Source organism: Methylobacterium sp. CM6257 (genome assembly GCF_054611515.1).
On the sequence record NZ_CM137735.1, the window covers coordinates 5,979,026 to 5,997,004 of the forward strand.

Here is a 17,979-nt window from a genome sequence, read left to right on the forward strand (position 1 = left end):
CCACCATGGATATGCCGACCGTCGCGATCGTCGGGAGGCCGAACGTCGGCAAGTCGACCCTGTTCAACCGGCTCGTGGGCAAGAAGCTCGCGCTGGTCGACGATCGCCCCGGCGTCACCCGCGACCGGCGCGAGGGCGATGTCGCGTTCGGCGGACTCCACTTCCGGGTGATCGACACCGCGGGCCTCGAGGAGGCCGACGCCCAGACCCTCACCGGCCGGATGCGCATGCAGACCGAGGCGGCGATCCTCGCCGCCGACGTGGTGCTGTTCGTCATCGATGCCCGCGCCGGCGTGCTGCCGGCCGACCAGCCCTTCGCCGAGCTGGTGCGCCGGGCGGGCTGCCCCGTCATCCTGATCGCCAACAAGGCCGAGGGTGGCACCGGGCTCGCCGGGGCCTACGAGGCCTTTACCCTCGGGCTCGGCGACCCGATCCCGTTCTCGGCCGAGCACGGCGAGGGCCTGGGCGAGCTGCACGAGGCGCTGAAGGGCGCCCTGCCGCAACGCGACGCCGACGCGGATGAGGACGAGGACGACGCCCCCGGCGGCCGCGCCCTGAAGGTCGCCATCGTGGGCCGCCCGAATGCCGGCAAGTCCACCCTGATCAACCGCATGCTGGGCGAGGACCGGCTGCTCGTCGGCCCCGAGGCCGGCATCACTCGCGATTCGATCTCCCTCGACTGGGAATGGCGGGGGCGGCGGATCAAGCTGCACGATACGGCCGGCATGCGCCGCCGCGCCCGCATCGACGACAAATTGGAGAAACTCGCGGTCTCGGACGGCCTGCGCGCCGTGCGCTTCGCCGAGGTGGTGGTCGTGCTCCTCGACGCCACGATCCCGTTCGAGAAGCAGGATCTCACGATCGTCGACTTGGTGGAGAGCGAGGGCCGCGCCCTCGTGATCGGCCTGAACAAGTGGGATCTCGTGGCCGACCAGCCGGGCCTGCTGAAGCAGCTGCGCGAGGATTGCACCCGGCTGCTGCCGCAGGTGCGCGGCGTCGCGGTGGTGCCGCTCTCCGGCCTCGCTGGCGAGGGCGTCGACAAGCTGATGCAGGCGGTGGTGCAGGCCGCCGAAGTCTGGGATACCCGCATCTCGACCTCGCGCATCAACGACTGGCTGAACGAAGCCACCTCCCGCAACCCGCCCCCGGCGGTGTCGGGCCGGCGGATCAAGATCCGCTACGCCACGCAGGTGAAGAGCCGGCCGCCGCATTTCGCGCTGTTCGGCAACCAGCTCAACGCGCTGCCGAAATCCTACACGCGCTACCTCGTGAACGGCCTGCGCGAGACCTTCAATCTGCCGGGCACGCCGATCCGGCTGTCGCTCAGGACCTCGCAGAACCCGTTCGACAAGGGCTGAGGCGCAGGGGCTGTCCCTGTAGCCCCGCCCAACCCGATCCCCTCATCCTGAGGTGCCCGCGTCAGCGAGCCTCGAGGAGGCCTCCGGGGATCGCGCGGCCGGCTGGAGGGCTCCTGCGAGGCCTCCGCTGCGCTCCGGCACTCGGGACGAGGCCGTTGGCGCCGAGGCTCCGGCGCATGCTGTCAGTCTGCTGTCCCGAACCGGGGCCGCGCGACCGGGACGGGCTTTAGCGGGCCGTATCGGCGATCCAATCCACGGCCGCCGCGAGGGCGGCACGCTCGTCCTTTCCTCCGGCGAGGGCGGCTTCGAAGGCCGCGATCTGCCCGTCCGCGCTGGTCCCGTCTGCGACGATGGTCCGGGCACGGGCGACCTCCGCGGCGCAGCCGAGCGCGTCCGCATCCTCGGCCACCAGGGACAGGACGGCCTCCAGCGCCTCGGGGAACGGCACCGCCTCCCCCCGAGCCTCGTCGATGAGCGCGGCGCCCACGCCGCTATGCTGGGCGCGCCACAGATTCTCCGAGGCCAGCGCTCGCGAGACGCCGTCGAGACCGCGATGGAGATCCGGCCGGCGCACGCACAGGCGCACGAGGCAGCGGAACAGGGCGGCGATGCACAGCGAATCGTCGAGCCGCGTGCAGGCATCGGCGATGCGCAGCTCCAGGGTCGGGAACTTGATCGAGGGCCGCAGGGACCACCACAGGAAGCTCGCATCCGCGATAGCCCCGGAGCGGGTCATGATCGCCACGAACCGCTCGTAGCCAGCCGCGTCGGGGAACAGCTCGGGCAGGCCGCTGCGGGGCAGCTCTCCGAAGATGCTGAGCCGATAGGCCCTCAGTCCCGTCGTCTCGCCCTGCCAGAACGGCGACGAGGCCGAGAGCGCAAGGAGCAGCGGCTGGAACGGCAGCAGCCGGTTCATCAGGTCGATGCGGGCGTCGGCGTCCGGCACCTCCACGTGGACATGCATGCCGCAGATCAGCGCCCGCCGGGCCGCGATGCCGACATCCGACAGGATGCCCTTGTACCGCGCGCCATCGGTTGCGGTCTGGCGGGACCATCGCGCGAGGGGATGGGTGCCGCAGGCGAGGAGCATCAGGCCGTTCTCCGCCGCGATCTGCGCGAGCCGGGCGCGCTGGCCGCCGAGATTCTCCCGGGCCGCCCGGGCTTCGGTGAGCGGTGGCGTGCAGACTTCGACCTGCGCGGCGACCAGCTCCCGCCCGGTCTCGGGCAGCTCCGCTTTCACCCGTGCGTGGAAAGCGGCGAGGTCGCCCCGCGGCGTCCCGCGGGTCTCGGCATCGGCGAGGAAGTACTCCTCCTCGATGCCGAAGCGGTAGCTGTGGGCGCTCATCGTGGTCTCCGGAAACGCGATGCGTCCGCGCCAACGCGCCGGCCTGCGCGAAGGTGCCGCTCAGGCTGTGCGCAACGGCCCACCCACCAGCCAGGCGGGATCGAACCAGCGGTCCGCCTCGCCGTCGTAGGGCAGGCGCGTGATGTCCCAGTGCTGGATGTACTTGGCGTAGACGTTCCACACCGCAATCCCGCCACCCACGAAGATCCGCCGGCCCGGATAGCGCTTGAGCACCTGCTCGGGGTCCTCGTGGCTGCGGATCACGTCGATGGTGCGGTCCTTGAACGCGAATTCGGGAACCGAGGCCACGGTCTTCGGCCCGGCGATCAGCACGTGGCCCATCGTGAGGGCGAAGAAGCGGGTCACGTCCTCCACGAAGAGCGGATCGGTGTTGCCCTCCCAGGGCAGGTGCCCGTTCAGGCCGAGCTGGCCCCGCAGGCCGATCGCACAGATGCAGCGGACATCGATCATCGTGATGAACTCAGAGAGGGAGATCCGGCCCGTCCCATCCAACCCCTCATCCCGAGGTGCCCGCGGGAGCCGGCCTCGGAGGACGGCTCCAGGGATCGCGCGACGTCTGGAGCCCTCCTTCGAGGCCTCCGCTTCGCTCCGGCACCACAGGACGAGGGAGGCGGTGGGATGTGCGTTCGAATAACAGCGTACCGGCTCATTCGGGTGCGCGGAAACTCAGCACCCGGTCGCTGGGGAAATCATAGAGTTTGCCGGTCTCGGTCCAGTCCGGAGCGGCGAGACGCACGAAATGCGGCGCCAGATCCTCGGGAGTCCGGAGGGTCGCGGGATCCTCGCCGGGCATGGCGGAGCGGCGCATGCCGGTCCGCAGCGGGCCCGGATTGAGCAGCATCGCGCGGATCGCCGTGGTCTCGTTCTCGGCCGCGTAGGTGCGCACAAGCGCCTCAAGCGCCGCCTTCGAGACCGAGTACGGCCCCCAATAGGCCCGACATTTCGAGGCCGCCCCCGAGGAAACGAAGATCGCCCGGCCGGCATCCGACATGCGCAGCAGCGGGTCCAGCGAGCGGACCAGGCGCCAGTTGGCGGTGACGTTCACGTCCATCACCTGCCCCCAGACCTTCGGGGTGATGTGGCCGATCGGCATGAGTGCGCCGAGGATGCCGGCATTGCCGACGAGGATGTCGAGCCGCTTCCAGCGCTCGTTGATCGCCGCGCCGAGGCGATCGATGGCCTCGTAATCGGCGAGGTCGAAGGGCACGAGGGTCGCGGTGGATCCCGCGGCCCGGATCGCGTCGTCCAGCTCCTCGAGGGCGCCGACCGTGCGCGCCACCGCGATCACGTGGGCGCCTGCGCCGGCGAGCGCCAGGGCGGCGGCGCGCCCGATGCCGCGGGATGCGCCGGTGACGACCGCGACGCGGCCTTCCAGAGGTCTCTGAGACTCAGCCATGCGCAGGACCTAGCGCATTTCCGCGCGCAGGGGATGCCCGTTCACGCGCTGAACCCCCGATCCTGTCAGTCCGCCTCAGCCAGCATGGCGAAGCGCTTCGGGCCGGCGATGGAGAGATCCGTCAGGCCGGTCGGATAGTCGCCCGTGAAGCAGTGGTCGGTGTATTGCGGGCAGGCCGCGTTGCGCGCCTCCTCGCCCATCGCCCGGTAGAGGCCGGGGATCGACAGGAAGGCCAGCGAATCGGCACCGATATACTTGCGCATGGCCTCGAGATCGTGGGTCGCGGCGAGCAGCTTCTCGCGCTCCGGCGTGTCGATCCCGTAGAAGTCCGGGTAGGTGATCGGCGGCGAGGCGATCCGGAAATGGACCTCCGCGGCGCCGGCCTCGCGCATCATCCGGACGATCTTCACCGAGGTCGTGCCGCGCACGAGGCTGTCGTCCACGAGGACGATGCTCTTGCCCTCGATCGCCGCGCGGTTGGCCGAGTGCTTCATCCGCACGCCGAGCTCGCGCACCGACTGGGTCGGCTGGATGAAGGTCCGGCCGACATAGTGGTTGCGGATGATCCCCATCTCGAACGGGATCCCGGTCTCCTGCGAGAAGCCGAGCGCCGCCGGCACGCCGGAATCCGGCACCGGCACGACGATGTCGGCGGTCACCGAGGCCTCGCGGGCCAGCTCCCGGCCGATCGCCTTGCGCACCGCATAGACGCTCTTGCCGTTCACCACCGAGTCCGGCCGGGCGAAGTAGATGTACTCGAAGATGCAGGGCCGCATCGGCACGGCGTCGGCGAAGCGGATCGACTCGATCCCCTCCTCGGAGATCACCACGATCTCGCCGTTCTCGATGTCGCGCACGAACCTGGCGCCGATGATGTCCAGCGCGCAGGTCTCGGAGGCCAGCATGTAGCGGCCGTCGAGCTCGCCGAGCACCAGCGGACGGATGCCCAGCGGGTCGCGGGCGCCGATCAGCTTCTTGTTGGTCAGTGCCACGATCGCGTAGGCGCCCTGGATCGCCTGCAGGGCGTCGATGAAGCGCTCGATGATCCGCGGCTTCCGCGAGCGGGCCGCGAGGTGCAGGATCACCTCGGTGTCGGAGGTCGACTGGGTGATCGCGCCGTCGCGCACGAGGTCGCGGCGGATCGACAGGGCGTTGGTGAGATTGCCATTATGGGCGACCGCGAGGCCGCCGCTGGCGAGTTCCGCGAAGAGCGGCTGCACGTTGCGCAGGATCGTCCCGCCAGTGGTCGAGTAGCGCACGTGCCCGATGGCGGCGCGGCCCTTGAGCCGGGCGATGGTCTCGCCGTCCGAGAAGGAATCACCCACCAGGCCGGGGCGCCGCTCGGAATGGAACACGGAGCCGTCGAAGGAGACGATGCCGGCGGCCTCCTGGCCGCGATGCTGTAGGGCGTGCAGGCCCAGAGCGACGATGGCGGAGGCGTCCGGATGGCCGAAGATGCCGAAGACGCCGCACTCCTCCCGGAGCGTGTCGCCGTCGAGGTCGAAATCGAAACCGGGATGGGCGGCGGAAGCGGCGGCGTGTGACATGGTGCGGCTGATCACTCACGGGTCCCGGCGGCGACGGGCCGGCGCGCCGGCCCGTCGCGGATACAATCCGTTCGTCACCGGAACCGCTATCTAGGCGTTCCGCGGGAAGTGACCTACGGCGAATACCGCAGATCAGCGTCGCGTCGGGCTCGGTGCGGTCTCGGTGCGGCGCTGGGGCGCCGGGTCGGTCTCGGCGGGGGCGTCGGCGGCCTCGTTAGGCGGCGTGACGGCCTTCGGCTTCTTGAACTGCTTCAGGAAGCCCTCCGGATTCTCGGGCAGCTGCGCCACCAGAGCGTCACCGGACTTCTCCAGCATCGGACGCGTGCGCGCCTGCGCGGCCCAGTCCGGCACCTTGCCCTGCACCAGCCAGGACAGGAACACCCAGCCGATCACGCAAATCAGGAAGCCGCGGGCCGCCCCGAACAGGAAGCCGAGCGAGCGGTCGACGGCCCCGATGCGCGAATCGAGGACGACATCCGAGATCTTCACCGTGATGATCGAGACGACGATCAGCGTGCCGAGGAAGATCGACGCGATGGAGGCGACCAGCGCCACGGTGTCGCTGTTCACGTGCTGCTTCACGGTCGGAAGGAGCAGCGGATGGAGCGACCAGGCGACAGCGGCGGCCGCCACCCAGGCGACGATCGCCAGCACCTCGCGGGTGACGCCGCGCACGGCCGCGAGCAGCGCGGACACCGCGACGATGCCAAGCACGACGAGATCCAGGACGGTAAACGGCATCGTTAAGCTTTTTGGTACCCGAGGGGATGCCGCGTCGGCCGTGCGGCTCCCCCGGACCGCGGTTGTTTTATACCAAGCCGGACCTCGGCCGTCACCCTCGCGCACCAGCCTCATCCCGAGCCTGTGCCGTCCATGCATCAGCCCCGCCGGTTCATGGGCGCGAGGCGGCTTGCCGGCAGGCCGGCTCCACCCGGGTGCCGTCCCGGTGCTATGGGTCCGGCTTGTGCTTCCGGAACCCCGGTGGCGAGCGGTGGGAGGTGGTCTGCGTGGCTGGTGCCGGACCTGTGACGGAGATCGGCGTCCACGGCGCCCGGCTGACGATCGACCTCAGGGCGATCGTGGCGAACTGGCAAATGCTGGCCGACCGCGGCGCGGGCGCCGCCTGCGCGGCCGTGGTGAAGGCCGACGCCTATGGCTGCGGCATCGCCCGTGTGGGGCCGGCGCTCTTCGCGGCCGGATGCCGAACCTTCTTCGTCGCCCACCTGTCGGAGGGCGTCGCGGCCCGGGCCGCGCTGGCGGACGCCGCGATCTACGTCCTGAACGGCCTGCCGCCGGGCGCGTCCGAGGCTTTCGCAGCGCATGACCTGCGTCCCGTGCTCGGCAGCGCCGAGGAGCTGTCGGATTGGGCGGCGTTCTCAGCCGGGCGCCTGCCGGCGGCGCTCCACGTGGATACCGGCATGAACCGCCTGGGCCTTCCGATGCCGGAGGCGCTGGATCTCGCGGGCGATCCGCGGATCGCCGCGGCCGGCATCGACCTGATCCTCAGCCACTTCGTCAGCGCCGAGAAACCCGAGGATCCGGTCAACGCCCGGCAGATCGCCGACTTCGCCCGGGTCCGGGCGGCCTATCCGGCCCTGCGGGCCTCCCTGGCGAACTCGTCGGGCGCCTTCCTCGACGGCGCCCGCCACGATCTCCTGCGGCCGGGCTACGCCCTGTTCGGCGGAAACCCGACGCCTTGGGCAGGGACGAACCCGATGCGCCCGGTGGTGCGGCTGGAGGCGATGATCGCGCAGGTGCGGGCGGTCGAGGCCGGCGCCACCACGGGCTATAACGGGCGCTGGACGGCCCCTGCCCCCAGCCGGCTCGCCACGCTCTCGCTCGGCTATGCCGACGGGTTCCCACGGGCGATCAGCGGGCGCGGACAGGCGCTCGTCGGCGGCGTCCCCTGCCCGATCCTCGGCCTCGTCTCCATGGACCTGATCATCCTCGACGTCACCGCGGCGCCTACGGCGCAGCGCGGCGCCACAGCGGTCCTGATCGGTGACAGCCTCGACATCGACACCGTCGGCCGTGCCGCCGGCACGATCGGCTACGAGATCCTGACGGGGCTGGGTTCACGTTATGTTCGAACTTATGTAGGGTGACCCGGACGTCGAGTCCGGACACGAAACTGGACCCCGCACCGGCGGCGCTCGGACCCGAATGGCCAAGATTCACCAGACCTTCGTCTGCCAGTCCTGCGGGGCGGTCTACAACCGCTGGCGCGGGCGCTGCGAGGCGTGCAACGGCTGGAACACGATCGTCGAGGAGGCACCCTCGGCGCCCGGCCAGTCCGGGCCGGCCGCGACCCGGCCGTCGCGTCACCGCGGCCGGGTCTTCCCGCTGGAAGGGCTGACCGGCGAGGCCAAGGAGGCGCCGCGCATCCCCTCGGGGATCGGCGAGCTCGACCGGGTGACCGGCGGCGGCTTCGTGCGCGGCTCGGTGATCCTGCTCGGCGGCGATCCCGGCATCGGCAAGTCGACGCTGCTGATGCAGGCTTCCGCGGCCATGGCCGGAACGGGTGAGCGGGTCGCCTACATCTCGGGCGAGGAGGCCGTCGGGCAGGTGCGCCTGCGGGCAGAGCGGCTAGGCCTGAGCGATCGTCCGGTGCAGCTCGCCGCCGAGACCAATGTCGAGGACATCGTCGAGACCCTGAGCCAGGGTCGCCCGCCGGCTCTGGCGATTATCGACTCGATCCAGACCATGTGGACCGAGATGGTGGATTCGGCGCCCGGCACGGTCACGCAGGTGCGCTCCTCCGCCCAGGCGCTGATCCGCTTCGCCAAGACCACCGGCACGGCGGTGATCCTGGTGGGCCACGTCACCAAGGACGGGCAGATCGCCGGCCCCCGGGTGGTGGAGCACATGGTCGACGCGGTCGCCTCCTTCGAGGGTGACCAGGGCCACCATTTCCGCATCCTGCGCGCCGTGAAGAACCGCTTCGGGCCGACCGACGAGATCGGCGTGTTCGAGATGACCGATTCCGGCCTCAGCGAGGTGCCGAACCCCTCGGCCCTGTTCCTGGCGGGCCGCGACCATCAGGCCGCCGGCACCGCGGTCTTCGCCGGAATGGAGGGCACCCGGCCGCTTCTCGTGGAGATCCAGGCCCTGGTGGCGCCCTCCTCGCTGGGCATGCCCCGGCGCGCGGTGGTCGGCTGGGATCCGAACCGGCTGTCGATGGTGCTGGCGGTGCTGGAGGCTCATGGCGGCATCCGGCTGGGAAGCCACGACGTCTATCTCAACGTGGCGGGAGGTCTGCGCATCACCGAGCCGGCGGCCGATCTGGCGGTGGCCGCCGCCCTGGTCTCGTCCCTATCGGGGGCCGTGCTGCCGCCGGAGACAGTCTATTTCGGCGAGATCGGCCTGTCGGGCGCGATCCGTCCCGTGGCGCAGGCCGGCTCCCGGCTCAAGGAGGCCCAGAAGCTCGGTTTCGCCAGGGCGCTGATCCCGCAGGGCCGCGGCGAGGCCGAGAAGGCGCTGTCGGTGGAGACGCTGCGCCACATCGCCGATCTGGTGGCGGGGATCAGCGCGGGGGCGCCGCGGAAGGGATCCGGGCAGCGCGGGCGGTCTCAGTCGCGCTACGCCGACGAGGAGGTTTGAAGGAGATTGACCGGAGCCTGCCGCGGCAGGCTCCGCGCCGGCATACGGATGAGGCGCGGGTCCCCTCTCCCGTGCAGGTGAGGGAGCGCGCGGCGCCAACGCGAGCCGGTCAGCCCCCCGTGACGCTCATGTGTCGCGGCACGGCGGCCGGGCGTTGGCGCTCGATGACGAAGTCGTGCCCCTTGGGCTTGCGCGAGATCGCCTCGACGACAGCCTGAGCCAGGACCGCATCGTCCTGGGAGGCGCGCAGCACCGCCCGCAGATCCGCCGAATCTTCCTGACCGAGGCACATGTAGAGCTGGCCGGTGCAGGTCAGGCGAACCCGGTTGCAGCTCTCGCAGAAATTATGGGTCAGCGGCGTGATGAAGCCGAGCCGCCCCCCCGTCTCCTCGACCCGCACGTAGCGCGCCGGGCCGCCGGTGCGGTCGGGCAGCGGGGTCAGCGTGTAGCGGGTCTCCAGCCACTGCCGAGCGACCGACAGGGGCAGGAACTGGTCGGTGCGGTCGGCCTCGATCTCGCCGAGCGGCATGACCTCGATCAGCGTCATGTCCATGCCAAGGCCGTGGGCCCAGGCGATCATGTCGGGGATCTCGTCGGCATTGAGATCGCGCAGGGCCACCGCGTTGATCTTCACCCTCATCCCGGCGGCTCGCGCCGCTGCGATGCCGTCGAGCACGACCTTGAGATCACCCCGGCGGGTGATGTCCCGGAACTTGTCCGGGTCGAGCGTGTCCAGCGAGACGTTGATCCGGCGCACGCCGAGGCTCGCCAGCTCGTCGGCGTACCGGGTGAGCTGCGTGCCGTTGGTGGTCAGCGTCAGCTCCTCCAGCGCTCCGGAGTCGAGGTGACGGGAGAGGCGGCGGAACAGGTGCATGATGTCGCGCCGGACCAGCGGCTCGCCGCCGGTGATCCGGAGCTTCCGCACGCCGCGGGCAATGAACACGCCGCAGAGCCGGTCCAGCTCCTCCAGGGTCAGCAGGTCGCGCTTGGGCAGGAACTGCATGTGCTCGGACATGCAGTAGGCGCAGCGCAGGTCGCAGCGATCCGTCACCGAGATGCGCAGGTACGAGATCGCCCGTTGGAACGGGTCGATCAGCGGCGCAGGCCCGGTGGGCGCGTCGGCCGCGAACGCCTGCGGCGTAAGGGAGCTGTCATCGAGCATTGTCCGGCATATGATGCCCCGGACGGCCGCGGGCAAGCAGATCCCGGGCCGCAGCCCCAGATTGCGTGAGGAGTGTGACCCGTGAGCGAGGATCTGTGGCCGACCGAGATCCGCCTGTCGTCCGACCGGCGGGTTCTCAACGTCGCCTTCGAGGACGGCTCGCGCTTCGCCCTCCCGGCCGAGTACCTGCGCGTGTCGAGCCCCTCGGCCGAGGTGCAGGGCCACTCCCCGCTGGAGCGCAAGGTGATCGGCGGCAAGCGAGCGGTGGAGATCCTGGCGGTGCAGCCGGTCGGTAACTACGCGGTCAAGCTCGGCTTCGACGACATGCACGATACCGGCATCTACGGCTGGGAGTACCTGCACACGCTGGGCCGCGAGTACGAGACGCGCTGGAACACCTACCTTTCCGAACTCGCCGAGCGCGGCCTCGACCGCGACACCGTGCGGCAGGCGCCGGCCAAGTCCGGCGGCGGATGCGGGTCGGGCTCCTGCGGGTGCCATTGAGATCATCCTCGTGAGCCGAGGAAGCACTCCAGCCGCGCAGCACTGGGTCGCTTCGCTCCGCTCGCGATGATGGCGCGGGCCGAACCGAGCCACCGAGCAGGCCGGGGGCTTGCATCGCGTCGGCGCGGGCGTCGTCCGATCGCCCCCTCCCCTGCCCTGGAGCTGATATGGCCTTCGCCTGCACCATTCCCGCGACGCCCACCATCCAGCAGGACGACGCCACCGTGCGCATCACCCGCTGGGACTTCCCGCCAGGCGCCGTGACGGGCTGGCACGAGCACGGCTGGCCCTATTTCGTGGTGATGCTGGTGGACGGGATCCTGCGCGTCCACGACGGCGCGGCGGTCAGCGAGACCGCGCTCGCGGCCGGCCAAGCCTACATGCGCCCCGCCGGCATCCGGCACGACGTGATGAACGGATCCGACCACCCGATCGCCTTCGTGGAGATCGAAGTGAAGCGCCCGGACGCCCTGGTGACCCTGCCGGCCCCCTGAACGCAGAAGGGCCGGCCTCGCGGCCGGCCCTCACGCGAAAGTCCGAGACGCGCGATCAGCGCAGGACGACGACCTTCGTGCCGACCTTGGCGCGGGTGTAGAGGTCCATGACGTCGTCGTTGGTCATGCGGATGCAGCCCGAGGAGACGGCGGTGCCGATGGTCTCCGGCTCGTTCGAGCCGTGGATGCGGTAGATCGAGCCGCCGAGATACATGGCGCGGGCGCCGAGCGGGTTCTCGATGCCGCCCTTCATGTAGCGCGGCAGGTCGGGACGGCGGCGCAGCATGGTTGCCGGCGGGCGCCAATCCGGCCACTCGCGCTTCATCGTGATGGTCTGCACGCCGCCCCAGGTGAAGCCCGGGCGGCCGACGCCGACACCGTAGCGCAGGGCCTGCCCGCCACCTAGCACGTAGTAGAGCCGCCGCTCGGCCGTAGAGACGACGATCGTGCCGGCGCCGTAGGGACCGTTATACGCCACGGTCTCCCGCGGGATCGCCGACATCTGCGGCACGGCTGCGTCGGCGTTGAGCGGGTCGGCGGGGTTGAGGGAGGCGTTGGCCACCGGCACCGCGACGGTCTCGACGGCCTGCGGGCGCACGCGCACCGTGAGCGCGTCGTTCAGCGGCTGGCGGGTCAGCGGGTCGATCTCGTAGGCGAGAGCCGGCGCGGCGCACGCGGCCGCGCCGAAGAGCCCGATCAGGGCGGGAAGGAAACGACGCATCAAAGCCTCTCGGGGCAGGCGCGGAATGTGGTGGGAACGCGGCGAATTACCGGCGCACGATGCCGTGCCGATCCTCGCCAACGGGTAAACGCTCCCGCCCCAAAGCCAAGCCTGAAACAGCCCCGTTCGGCCAGTTCCGCCAGCCCGTGACTCGATGGCAACACTGTGGCAGCTTGGCCATATTGCCCGGGATGATCGTCAGTGGTCCCGGGCACCAACTTCCTCGTCTTGCAGGCGAATACCGCTCCTCAGGCCTCGTCGGCGGCGAGCCAGATGGCGGGCTCCAGGGGCACCGGGCGAACCAGGGCCGGCGCCGCCGGTAGGCCGCGGACCTGGGCGAGTTCGGCGAGTTCCGGCGCCTGCGCGGTGTCGTCGGCGTTCAGGAACAGGCCGCGGGCTCGGGCAGCGCGGCCGAGATCGGCGCGGCTGGTCCAGACGCTCTGGGCCGGGCTGGTGAGAAGCGCCAGCGCAAGCGGCGCCATCCAGAGGGTGAGCCACGCATTGCCGACCATGGCCAGGGCGAAGCAAATCAGGCCGCCGACCACCACGGCGTCGGCCTGGAGCCGGACCGCCTCCGCCCAGGAGACCTGCCGGTCGTCGCGATCCTGGGTCTCCCAGCGGACCACCCGGCCCAGGAAGGTCGAGACCACGGCCCCGGCGGTGAACAGCGTCAGGACCGGCCAGAGGATCACCCACACGGCCTGCTCCAGGGCGGCGCTCGCGAGCAGCGCCCGGGTGCCGCCGAAGGCCGCCCGACGCTCCGATGCCGCCAGCACGTAGCCGAGGCTGAGGAGCTTCGGCAGGGCGAGCACGGCGACGCTGAGGGCGGCGAGCGCGTGGGCGCATGCGCCCTGCCCGGTCAGCCCGTAGGCCAGCAGGCCGAGATCGCCGGTGCGGGCAGCCTGCCAGGCGGCGAGGCCGATGAAGGCGATCCAGAGCGGCAGCACGCCGTAGGAGAGGATGCCGACCAGGAGGTGCCACCGGCTCGCGGCGTGCAGCCCCGCCCAGGGCAGGACCCGCAGGTGCTGGAGATTGCCCTGGCACCAGCGACGCTCGCGGCCGAGCAGGTCGACGAGGTTGGTGGGCATCTCTTCCCAGGTGCCGCCCATCTCGGGCAGCAGCCGCACCTCCCAGCCGGCGCGAACCATCATCGCGCCCTCGACGATGTCGTGGCACAGGATCTCGCCTCCCAATGGCTCCCGGCCCGGCAATCTGGGGAGTTGCGCGTTCTCCGCGAAGGCCTCGATCCGCAGGATCGCGTTGTGGCCCCAGTAGCTCCCCTCCGGCCCCTGCCAAGTTTCCAGGCAGCGCAAAGCCAGCGGCGCGTAGAGGCGGACGGCGAATTGCTGGATGCGGGCGAAGAGGGTGTCCCGGCCCGCCGCGTACGAGACGGTCTGGATCAAGCCGGTGCGGGGGCTCGCGTGCATGAGCCGCACGAGCCGGGTCATGGCGTCGCCGGTCATCAAGCTGTCGGCGTCGAGGACGATCATGAAGGCGTATTCGGCGCCGTAACTGCGGCAGAACTCGCCGATGTTGCCGGCTTTGCGGCCGACATTTTCGGTCCGGCGCCGGTAGCGGATCCGCGGCAGGGCCGGGTCGGCCGCCGCCCAGGCCTGGATGCGGGCGAATTCATGCTCCTCCACTGCGGCGATCGCCCCGTCCCGGGTGTCGGAGAGGACGAAGATGTCGATGTCCTCGGCGCCGGCCCGGGCCAGAGAGCGGGCCATCACCCGCAGGCGCGCGAACACCGCCACCGCGTCCTCCGCGTGGATCGCCACCACGGCGGCGGTGCGTCCGGTCCCGGCCGGGACGCCCCCCCCGTCCTCGGAGCTGCGCTCCAGCACCGACTTCGCCCGGTCTCCCAGCAGAGCGGCGATGAGCCCGTAAGCGTATTGGCAGGCGACGAAGGCCTGCCAGCCCATGACGAGACTGAACAGCACCAGAACAGCCCAGGCGAGCGGGCTGACACCCGCCGGGTAGGCCAGCGCGGCGAGCCACGCGAGGCCGCCGGCGGTGACGAGACTCGGGATTGCCAGGGCCAGGCGCCGGCCGCGCAGGGCCTGCCCCGGCCGTGCGCCCGTCCAGACCTCTTGATGTAAGACGGCGGTCGACGGATCGGATGCGACCGGGCACGCGTTCCGGTGCGACCGCTCGGCAGAGGAGGTGACGCGTGAGGACATGGCGCGAGGAACTCGACCGTGGAAGGCTGCCGGCTGCCCGACCGCCTGAGGCCGGGAACCGATGAGCCTGGATAGCGATGTACGGGGCAAGGACACGGAGCCGACCCGGCCGCACGGGCCGCCGGAAGCCGAACGGATCAATCCCCCCTCCCGACGCCGCGTTCTTCGGACCGTCCTGACCGCGGCTGCCGGCACGATCCTACCTAGCGCGGCCGATCTGAATGGGTCCAGAACGTGGGCCGGGTCGGCGCTTCCGCCGCAGGGGGACGCGATGACCTTCGAGGCCCTGTCGGCCGAGGCGGAGCGCCGCGCCGCCGCGCCCTATACCGCGCCGCCCGCGGATCTGCCGCCGCCGCTCGCCGCCCTCGACTACGACGGCTACCGGGCGATCACCTTCCGACCGACCGGGAGCCTGCATCTCGGCCGAAATTTCAGCGCCCAGTTCTTTCATCGCGGCTTCCTGCAGCGCAAGCGCGTGGCCCTTTACCTGCAGCCGCGCAACGGATCGGCGCGCCCGATCCCCTACGAGAGCCGCCTGTTCGACCTCGGACGGCAGCTGTCCAGCCAGAGCTTCGCGCCGGATCTCGGCTTCGCGGGGTTTCGTCTGCACTACGCCTTCCCCGATACGCCGGCTTGGCGCCCGGAGGGCTTCCAAGAGGAGTTCCTAGTCTTCCTCGGCGCCTCCTATTTCCGCCTGCGCGCATCCAACCAGGAATACGGATTGTCGGGCCGGGGCCTCGCCATCGGTACCGGCGCGCCGGAGGGCGAGGAATTTCCCGATTTTGTCGCCCACTGGATCTGTGAGCCCGAGCTCGAGGCACGGACCCTGACGGTGCTCTCGCTGCTGGACAGCCCGAGCGTGGCCGGCGCCTACCGGTTCGAGATCGCCCCCGGCGACCCCGCCCGGATCGCCGTCACCGCGGCGCTCCATCCGCGCCGGACGATCGCCAAGCTCGGGCTGGCACCGCTCACCAGCATGTTCCTGTACGGCCAGAACGGGCCCGGCGCCCGGGGCGCCAAGCCCTTCGACGACTTCCGGCCGCAGGTGCACGATTCCGACGGGCTGTGCGTCGCGGCGGGGGACGATCTGACGCGGCTCGATCGGCTCTGGCGGCCCCTGGTCAACGGGCGCGCGCAGCCGCAGATCTCGGCCTTCGCGGCCAAGCCGCTGGCGGGATTCGGCCTGCTGCAGCGGGAGCGGAATTTCGCCGCCTATCTCGACGTGGAAGCGCGCCACGAGGCCCGGCCCGGCCTGTGGGTTGCGCCGGACCCCGCGGGCAGCGTCTTCGCGGAGGGCGCCGTCCAGCTCTACGAGATCCCCTCGGGCGAGGAGTACATGGACAATATCGTGGCGGCCTTCGTGCCGGCGGCGCCGGCGCAGCCTGGCGCGGCCCTGCGGCTCGCCTATCGTCTGATCACGGTCGGGGCCGAGCCCGTCGACGCGATTCCGGAGGCGGCCCTGGCCCGGGTGACCTCGACCCGCTTCGGCTCGGCGGAGCGTTTGCGCCCCACGAATCCGCCGGCTCCGCAGAGGCGGCTCTGCGTGATCGACTTCGAGGGGCCGGGTCTGCCGAAGGGACCCGACGATTCCGTGGCCGCGGAGGTCTCGGCCAGCGCCGGCACGATGCACGAGCCGGTGGCGAACTTCGTGCCGCAGACGGGCGGCTGGCGCATCTACGTGGAGTGGCGCCCGCCGCAAGGCATGCCGGCGGGCGACGTCGTGCTGCGAGCCCGGTTGGTGCGCGACGCCACGTCGCTGAGCGAAACCTGGGACGCGGTTGTCTGATGGCGCTCTAGGCGCTGTACCGCTCCTGCTCCAGGCGCCGTGCGAGGCGGGTGGCGCCGTAGACCTCGCTCAGGCGGCGCCGGGCGGCGGAGACCGGAGGGGCCTGCCGCTCGACATGGGCGGCCGCGATGACCCGCAAGGCGGCCGCGACAGAACGCTCCAGGCGGCGCTCGGCCGAGGCAGCCCTATCCCGATTGGTGTCCAGCATGCGATGTTCCCCTGTGCATGGCCGTATCCGCCCTCTTGCGGGACGGTGATCGGCGGCGAGTACAGATTTCACATCTGGCTTGACCGCATCAAGGCAGCTTGACCTTAAGCTGGGGACGCCTCCTTACCGCAGTTCCTCATGCCAGGTCCGCCCGTCGCGCTCGATCAGCGCGATGGCCGCCGTCGGCCCCCAGCTCCCGGCCGGATAAGGCCGCGGCGCCTCCGGACGGTCAGCCCAGGCCTTGAGCACGCCGTCGGCCCAGGCCCAGGCGGCCTCGACCTCGTCGCGGCGCATGAACAGGGTGGCGTTCCCGCGGACCACGTCCATCAGCAGGCGCTCGTAGGCGTCGGGATAGCGCTGCTTGAAGGTCTCCTCGAAGGAGATGTCGAGATCGGTCGGGCGCAGGCGCAGGCCGCCCGGCCCCGGATCCTTGGTCATCACCTCGAGCTTCATGCCCTCCTGGGGCTGGAGGCGTATCACGAGGCGGTTCGGCTCGCGCCCGAAGGCCTCCTCGGGGAAGATCGAGAAGGGCGAGGCGCGGAACTGCACCACGATCTCGGAGAGCTTCTGGGGCAGGCGCTTTCCGGTGCGCAGGTAGAACGGCACCCCGGCCCAGCGGCCGGACTGGACCTCGACCTTCATGGCCACGAAGGTCTCGGTCCGGCTCTCGTGGCCGAGCTCGGTGAGGTAACCCTCCACGGGTTTGCCGTCGACGGCCCCCGCCACGTACTGACCGCGCACGGTGGCGAATTGGATGTCATGGGCCGTGATCGGCTTGAGGGCGCGCAGCACCTTCAGCTTCTCGTCGCGGACCGAGTTCGCCTCGAGGTTGAGGGGGCTCTCCATGGCGGTGAGGCACAGGAGCTGCAGCATGTGGTTCTGCAGCATGTCGCGCATGGCGCCCGAGGTGTCGTAGTAGCCGGCCCGGCCCTCGACGCCGACCGTCTCGGCCACGGTGATCTGGACGTGGTCGATGACGTCCGCGGTCCAGAGCCGCTCGAAGATGGTGTTGGCGAAGCGCAGGCTGAGCAGGTTCTGCACCGTCTCCTTGCCGAGATAGTGGTCGATCCGGAAGATCTGCGATTCGGGGAAGACCTCGCCGACGGCATCGTTGATCGCGCGGGCCGATTTCAGGTCCTTGCCGATCGGCTTCTCCAGCACGACGCGGGACTTCTCGCCGACCAGACCGTGGGCCGCGAGGTTGCGGCAGATCGATCCGTAGAGATCGGGCGAGGTGGCGAGATAGTAGGGCCGCACTTGGTCGGGCCGCTCGTTGAGCTTGGCCACGAGGTCGGTCCACCCGCTGTCGCCTGCCCCATCGACCGCGACGTAGTCCACGTGGTCGAGGAACCGGTACAGCATCTCGTCCGACAGGTCGGCGGCGGGCACGAATCGCTTGAGGGCGTCGCGGGCATGCTCGCGGAACGCGTCGAGCGAGAGCTCCGCGCGCGAAGCGCCGATGATCCGGCTGGTCTCCGGGATCTGCCCGTCCCGGAAACGGTAGAACAGGGCCGGCAGAAGCTTTCGCGCGGTCAGATCGCCGGTGGCGCCGAACACGACGCAGTCGAAGGAAGCGACAGGGATGATGGTGGCCACGTGCGGCTCCCGGATGTCGTGCGCTGGTCTCGTGCGGCGGCTGCGTCGCACCGACCTAACC

Annotated in this window: 16 protein-coding genes; 6 read left to right on the plus strand and 10 right to left on the minus strand. The window is 70.6% G+C overall.

The features are described 5' to 3' along the window. Nucleotides 1-5 precede the first annotated feature (5 nt). Nucleotides 6-1,358, plus strand: coding sequence for a ribosome biogenesis GTPase Der (der, locus tag ACYCO6_RS29120; protein ID WP_459765848.1), 1,353 nt, complete (start codon nucleotides 6-8; stop codon nucleotides 1,356-1,358). Nucleotides 1,359-1,584: 226 nt separating this feature from the next. Here the strand turns inward: der and ACYCO6_RS29125 are convergent, their stop codons facing one another. The 5 genes from ACYCO6_RS29125 to ACYCO6_RS29145 all read right to left on the minus strand — a co-directional run bounded on the left by ACYCO6_RS29125 (nucleotide 1,585) and on the right by ACYCO6_RS29145 (nucleotide 6,408). Further along, nucleotides 1,585-2,703 carry a carboxylate-amine ligase gene (locus tag ACYCO6_RS29125; RefSeq protein ID WP_459765850.1) on the minus strand — a complete coding sequence of 373 codons (1,119 nt, stop codon included), beginning with the start codon at nucleotides 2,701-2,703 and terminating at the stop codon, nucleotides 1,585-1,587. Nucleotides 2,704-2,763: 60 nt separating this feature from the next. Next, entirely contained in the window at nucleotides 2,764-3,174 is a 411-nt protein-coding gene (locus tag ACYCO6_RS29130; protein ID WP_459773778.1) for a dihydrofolate reductase, read from the minus strand. Between the two features lie 196 nt (nucleotides 3,175-3,370). Continuing rightward, nucleotides 3,371-4,120, minus strand: a complete 750-nt coding sequence (locus ACYCO6_RS29135; protein ID WP_459765852.1) for an SDR family NAD(P)-dependent oxidoreductase — start codon at nucleotides 4,118-4,120, stop codon at nucleotides 3,371-3,373. Nucleotides 4,121-4,185: 65 nt separating this feature from the next. Further along, on the minus strand, nucleotides 4,186-5,667 hold the full coding sequence (gene purF, locus ACYCO6_RS29140) for an amidophosphoribosyltransferase (protein WP_459765854.1): 1,482 nt from the start codon (nucleotides 5,665-5,667) through the stop codon (nucleotides 4,186-4,188). A 132-nt stretch (nucleotides 5,668-5,799) separates the two neighbouring features. Next, nucleotides 5,800-6,408 (minus strand): CvpA family protein, encoded by a 609-nt coding sequence (locus ACYCO6_RS29145; RefSeq protein ID WP_459765856.1) that lies wholly within the window; start codon nucleotides 6,406-6,408, stop codon nucleotides 5,800-5,802. Between the two features lie 266 nt (nucleotides 6,409-6,674). Here ACYCO6_RS29145 and alr point away from each other — a divergent pair, with 266 nt between their 5' ends. Continuing rightward, a complete protein-coding gene (gene alr, locus ACYCO6_RS29150; RefSeq protein ID WP_459765858.1) occupies nucleotides 6,675-7,772 on the plus strand; it encodes an alanine racemase in 1,098 nt (365 codons plus the stop codon). A gap of 58 nt (nucleotides 7,773-7,830) precedes the next feature. Beyond that, nucleotides 7,831-9,267 (plus strand): DNA repair protein RadA, encoded by a 1,437-nt coding sequence (gene radA / locus ACYCO6_RS29155; RefSeq protein ID WP_459765861.1) that lies wholly within the window; start codon nucleotides 7,831-7,833, stop codon nucleotides 9,265-9,267. 109 nt (nucleotides 9,268-9,376) lie between these two features. Here the strand turns inward: radA and moaA are convergent, their stop codons facing one another. Next, the gene (moaA, locus tag ACYCO6_RS29160) at nucleotides 9,377-10,429 is read right to left on the minus strand and encodes a GTP 3',8-cyclase MoaA (RefSeq protein ID WP_459765863.1); all 1,053 of its coding nucleotides are present in this window, start codon (nucleotides 10,427-10,429) and stop codon (nucleotides 9,377-9,379) included. 81 nt (nucleotides 10,430-10,510) lie between these two features. On the opposite strand from moaA, the gene ACYCO6_RS29165 reads away from it, so the two are divergent. Together ACYCO6_RS29165 and ACYCO6_RS29170 are read left to right on the plus strand one after the other, a co-directional pair. Beyond that, entirely contained in the window at nucleotides 10,511-10,933 is a 423-nt protein-coding gene (locus tag ACYCO6_RS29165) for a gamma-butyrobetaine hydroxylase family protein (RefSeq protein WP_459765865.1), read from the plus strand. A gap of 167 nt (nucleotides 10,934-11,100) precedes the next feature. Continuing rightward, entirely contained in the window at nucleotides 11,101-11,427 is a 327-nt protein-coding gene (locus ACYCO6_RS29170) for a cupin domain-containing protein (RefSeq protein WP_459765867.1), read from the plus strand. Nucleotides 11,428-11,482: 55 nt separating this feature from the next. Here the strand turns inward: ACYCO6_RS29170 and ACYCO6_RS29175 are convergent, their stop codons facing one another. Continuing rightward, on the minus strand, nucleotides 11,483-12,148 hold the full coding sequence (locus ACYCO6_RS29175) for a L,D-transpeptidase (protein ID WP_459765869.1): 666 nt from the start codon (nucleotides 12,146-12,148) through the stop codon (nucleotides 11,483-11,485). Between the two features lie 248 nt (nucleotides 12,149-12,396). Further along, nucleotides 12,397-14,328: a glucans biosynthesis glucosyltransferase MdoH gene (mdoH, locus tag ACYCO6_RS29180; protein WP_459765871.1), complete on the minus strand. Its 1,932-nt coding sequence runs from the start codon at nucleotides 14,326-14,328 to the stop codon at nucleotides 12,397-12,399. 271 nt (nucleotides 14,329-14,599) lie between these two features. Here mdoH and ACYCO6_RS29185 point away from each other — a divergent pair, with 271 nt between their 5' ends. Beyond that, complete coding sequence (locus ACYCO6_RS29185; protein ID WP_459765873.1) at nucleotides 14,600-16,114, plus strand: glucan biosynthesis protein; 1,515 nt, start codon at nucleotides 14,600-14,602, stop codon at nucleotides 16,112-16,114. Nucleotides 16,115-16,121: 7 nt separating this feature from the next. Here ACYCO6_RS29185 and ACYCO6_RS29190 read toward each other — a convergent pair whose 3' ends face one another. Together ACYCO6_RS29190 and zwf are read right to left on the minus strand one after the other, a co-directional pair. After that, nucleotides 16,122-16,322: a hypothetical protein gene (locus ACYCO6_RS29190; protein WP_459765875.1), complete on the minus strand. Its 201-nt coding sequence runs from the start codon at nucleotides 16,320-16,322 to the stop codon at nucleotides 16,122-16,124. 123 nt (nucleotides 16,323-16,445) lie between these two features. Then, complete coding sequence (gene zwf / locus ACYCO6_RS29195; RefSeq protein WP_459765877.1) at nucleotides 16,446-17,918, minus strand: glucose-6-phosphate dehydrogenase; 1,473 nt, start codon at nucleotides 17,916-17,918, stop codon at nucleotides 16,446-16,448. Between the last annotated feature and the right edge of the window lie 61 nt (nucleotides 17,919-17,979).

What these genes read in the sequence shown, in the direction of transcription:
- der (WP_459765848.1), top strand. Translation starts at nt 6, where the DNA reads ATGGATATGCCGACCGTCGCGATCGTCGGGAGGCCGAACGTCGGCAAG.
- ACYCO6_RS29125 (WP_459765850.1), bottom strand. Translation starts at nt 2,703, where the DNA reads ATGAGCGCCCACAGCTACCGCTTCGGCATCGAGGAGGAGTACTTCCTC.
- ACYCO6_RS29130 (WP_459773778.1), bottom strand. Translation starts at nt 3,174, where the DNA reads ATGATCGATGTCCGCTGCATCTGTGCGATCGGCCTGCGGGGCCAGCTC.
- ACYCO6_RS29135 (WP_459765852.1), bottom strand. Translation starts at nt 4,120, where the DNA reads ATGGCTGAGTCTCAGAGACCTCTGGAAGGCCGCGTCGCGGTCGTCACC.
- purF (WP_459765854.1), bottom strand. Translation starts at nt 5,667, where the DNA reads ATGTCACACGCCGCCGCTTCCGCCGCCCATCCCGGTTTCGATTTCGAC.
- ACYCO6_RS29145 (WP_459765856.1), bottom strand. Translation starts at nt 6,408, where the DNA reads ATGCCGTTTACCGTCCTGGATCTCGTCGTGCTTGGCATCGTCGCGGTG.
- radA (WP_459765861.1), top strand. Translation starts at nt 7,831, where the DNA reads ATGGCCAAGATTCACCAGACCTTCGTCTGCCAGTCCTGCGGGGCGGTC.
- moaA (WP_459765863.1), bottom strand. Translation starts at nt 10,429, where the DNA reads ATGCTCGATGACAGCTCCCTTACGCCGCAGGCGTTCGCGGCCGACGCG.
- ACYCO6_RS29170 (WP_459765867.1), top strand. Translation starts at nt 11,101, where the DNA reads ATGGCCTTCGCCTGCACCATTCCCGCGACGCCCACCATCCAGCAGGAC.
- ACYCO6_RS29175 (WP_459765869.1), bottom strand. Translation starts at nt 12,148, where the DNA reads ATGCGTCGTTTCCTTCCCGCCCTGATCGGGCTCTTCGGCGCGGCCGCG.
- mdoH (WP_459765871.1), bottom strand. Translation starts at nt 14,328, where the DNA reads ATGTCCTCACGCGTCACCTCCTCTGCCGAGCGGTCGCACCGGAACGCG.
- ACYCO6_RS29185 (WP_459765873.1), top strand. Translation starts at nt 14,600, where the DNA reads ATGACCTTCGAGGCCCTGTCGGCCGAGGCGGAGCGCCGCGCCGCCGCG.
- ACYCO6_RS29190 (WP_459765875.1), bottom strand. Translation starts at nt 16,322, where the DNA reads ATGCTGGACACCAATCGGGATAGGGCTGCCTCGGCCGAGCGCCGCCTG.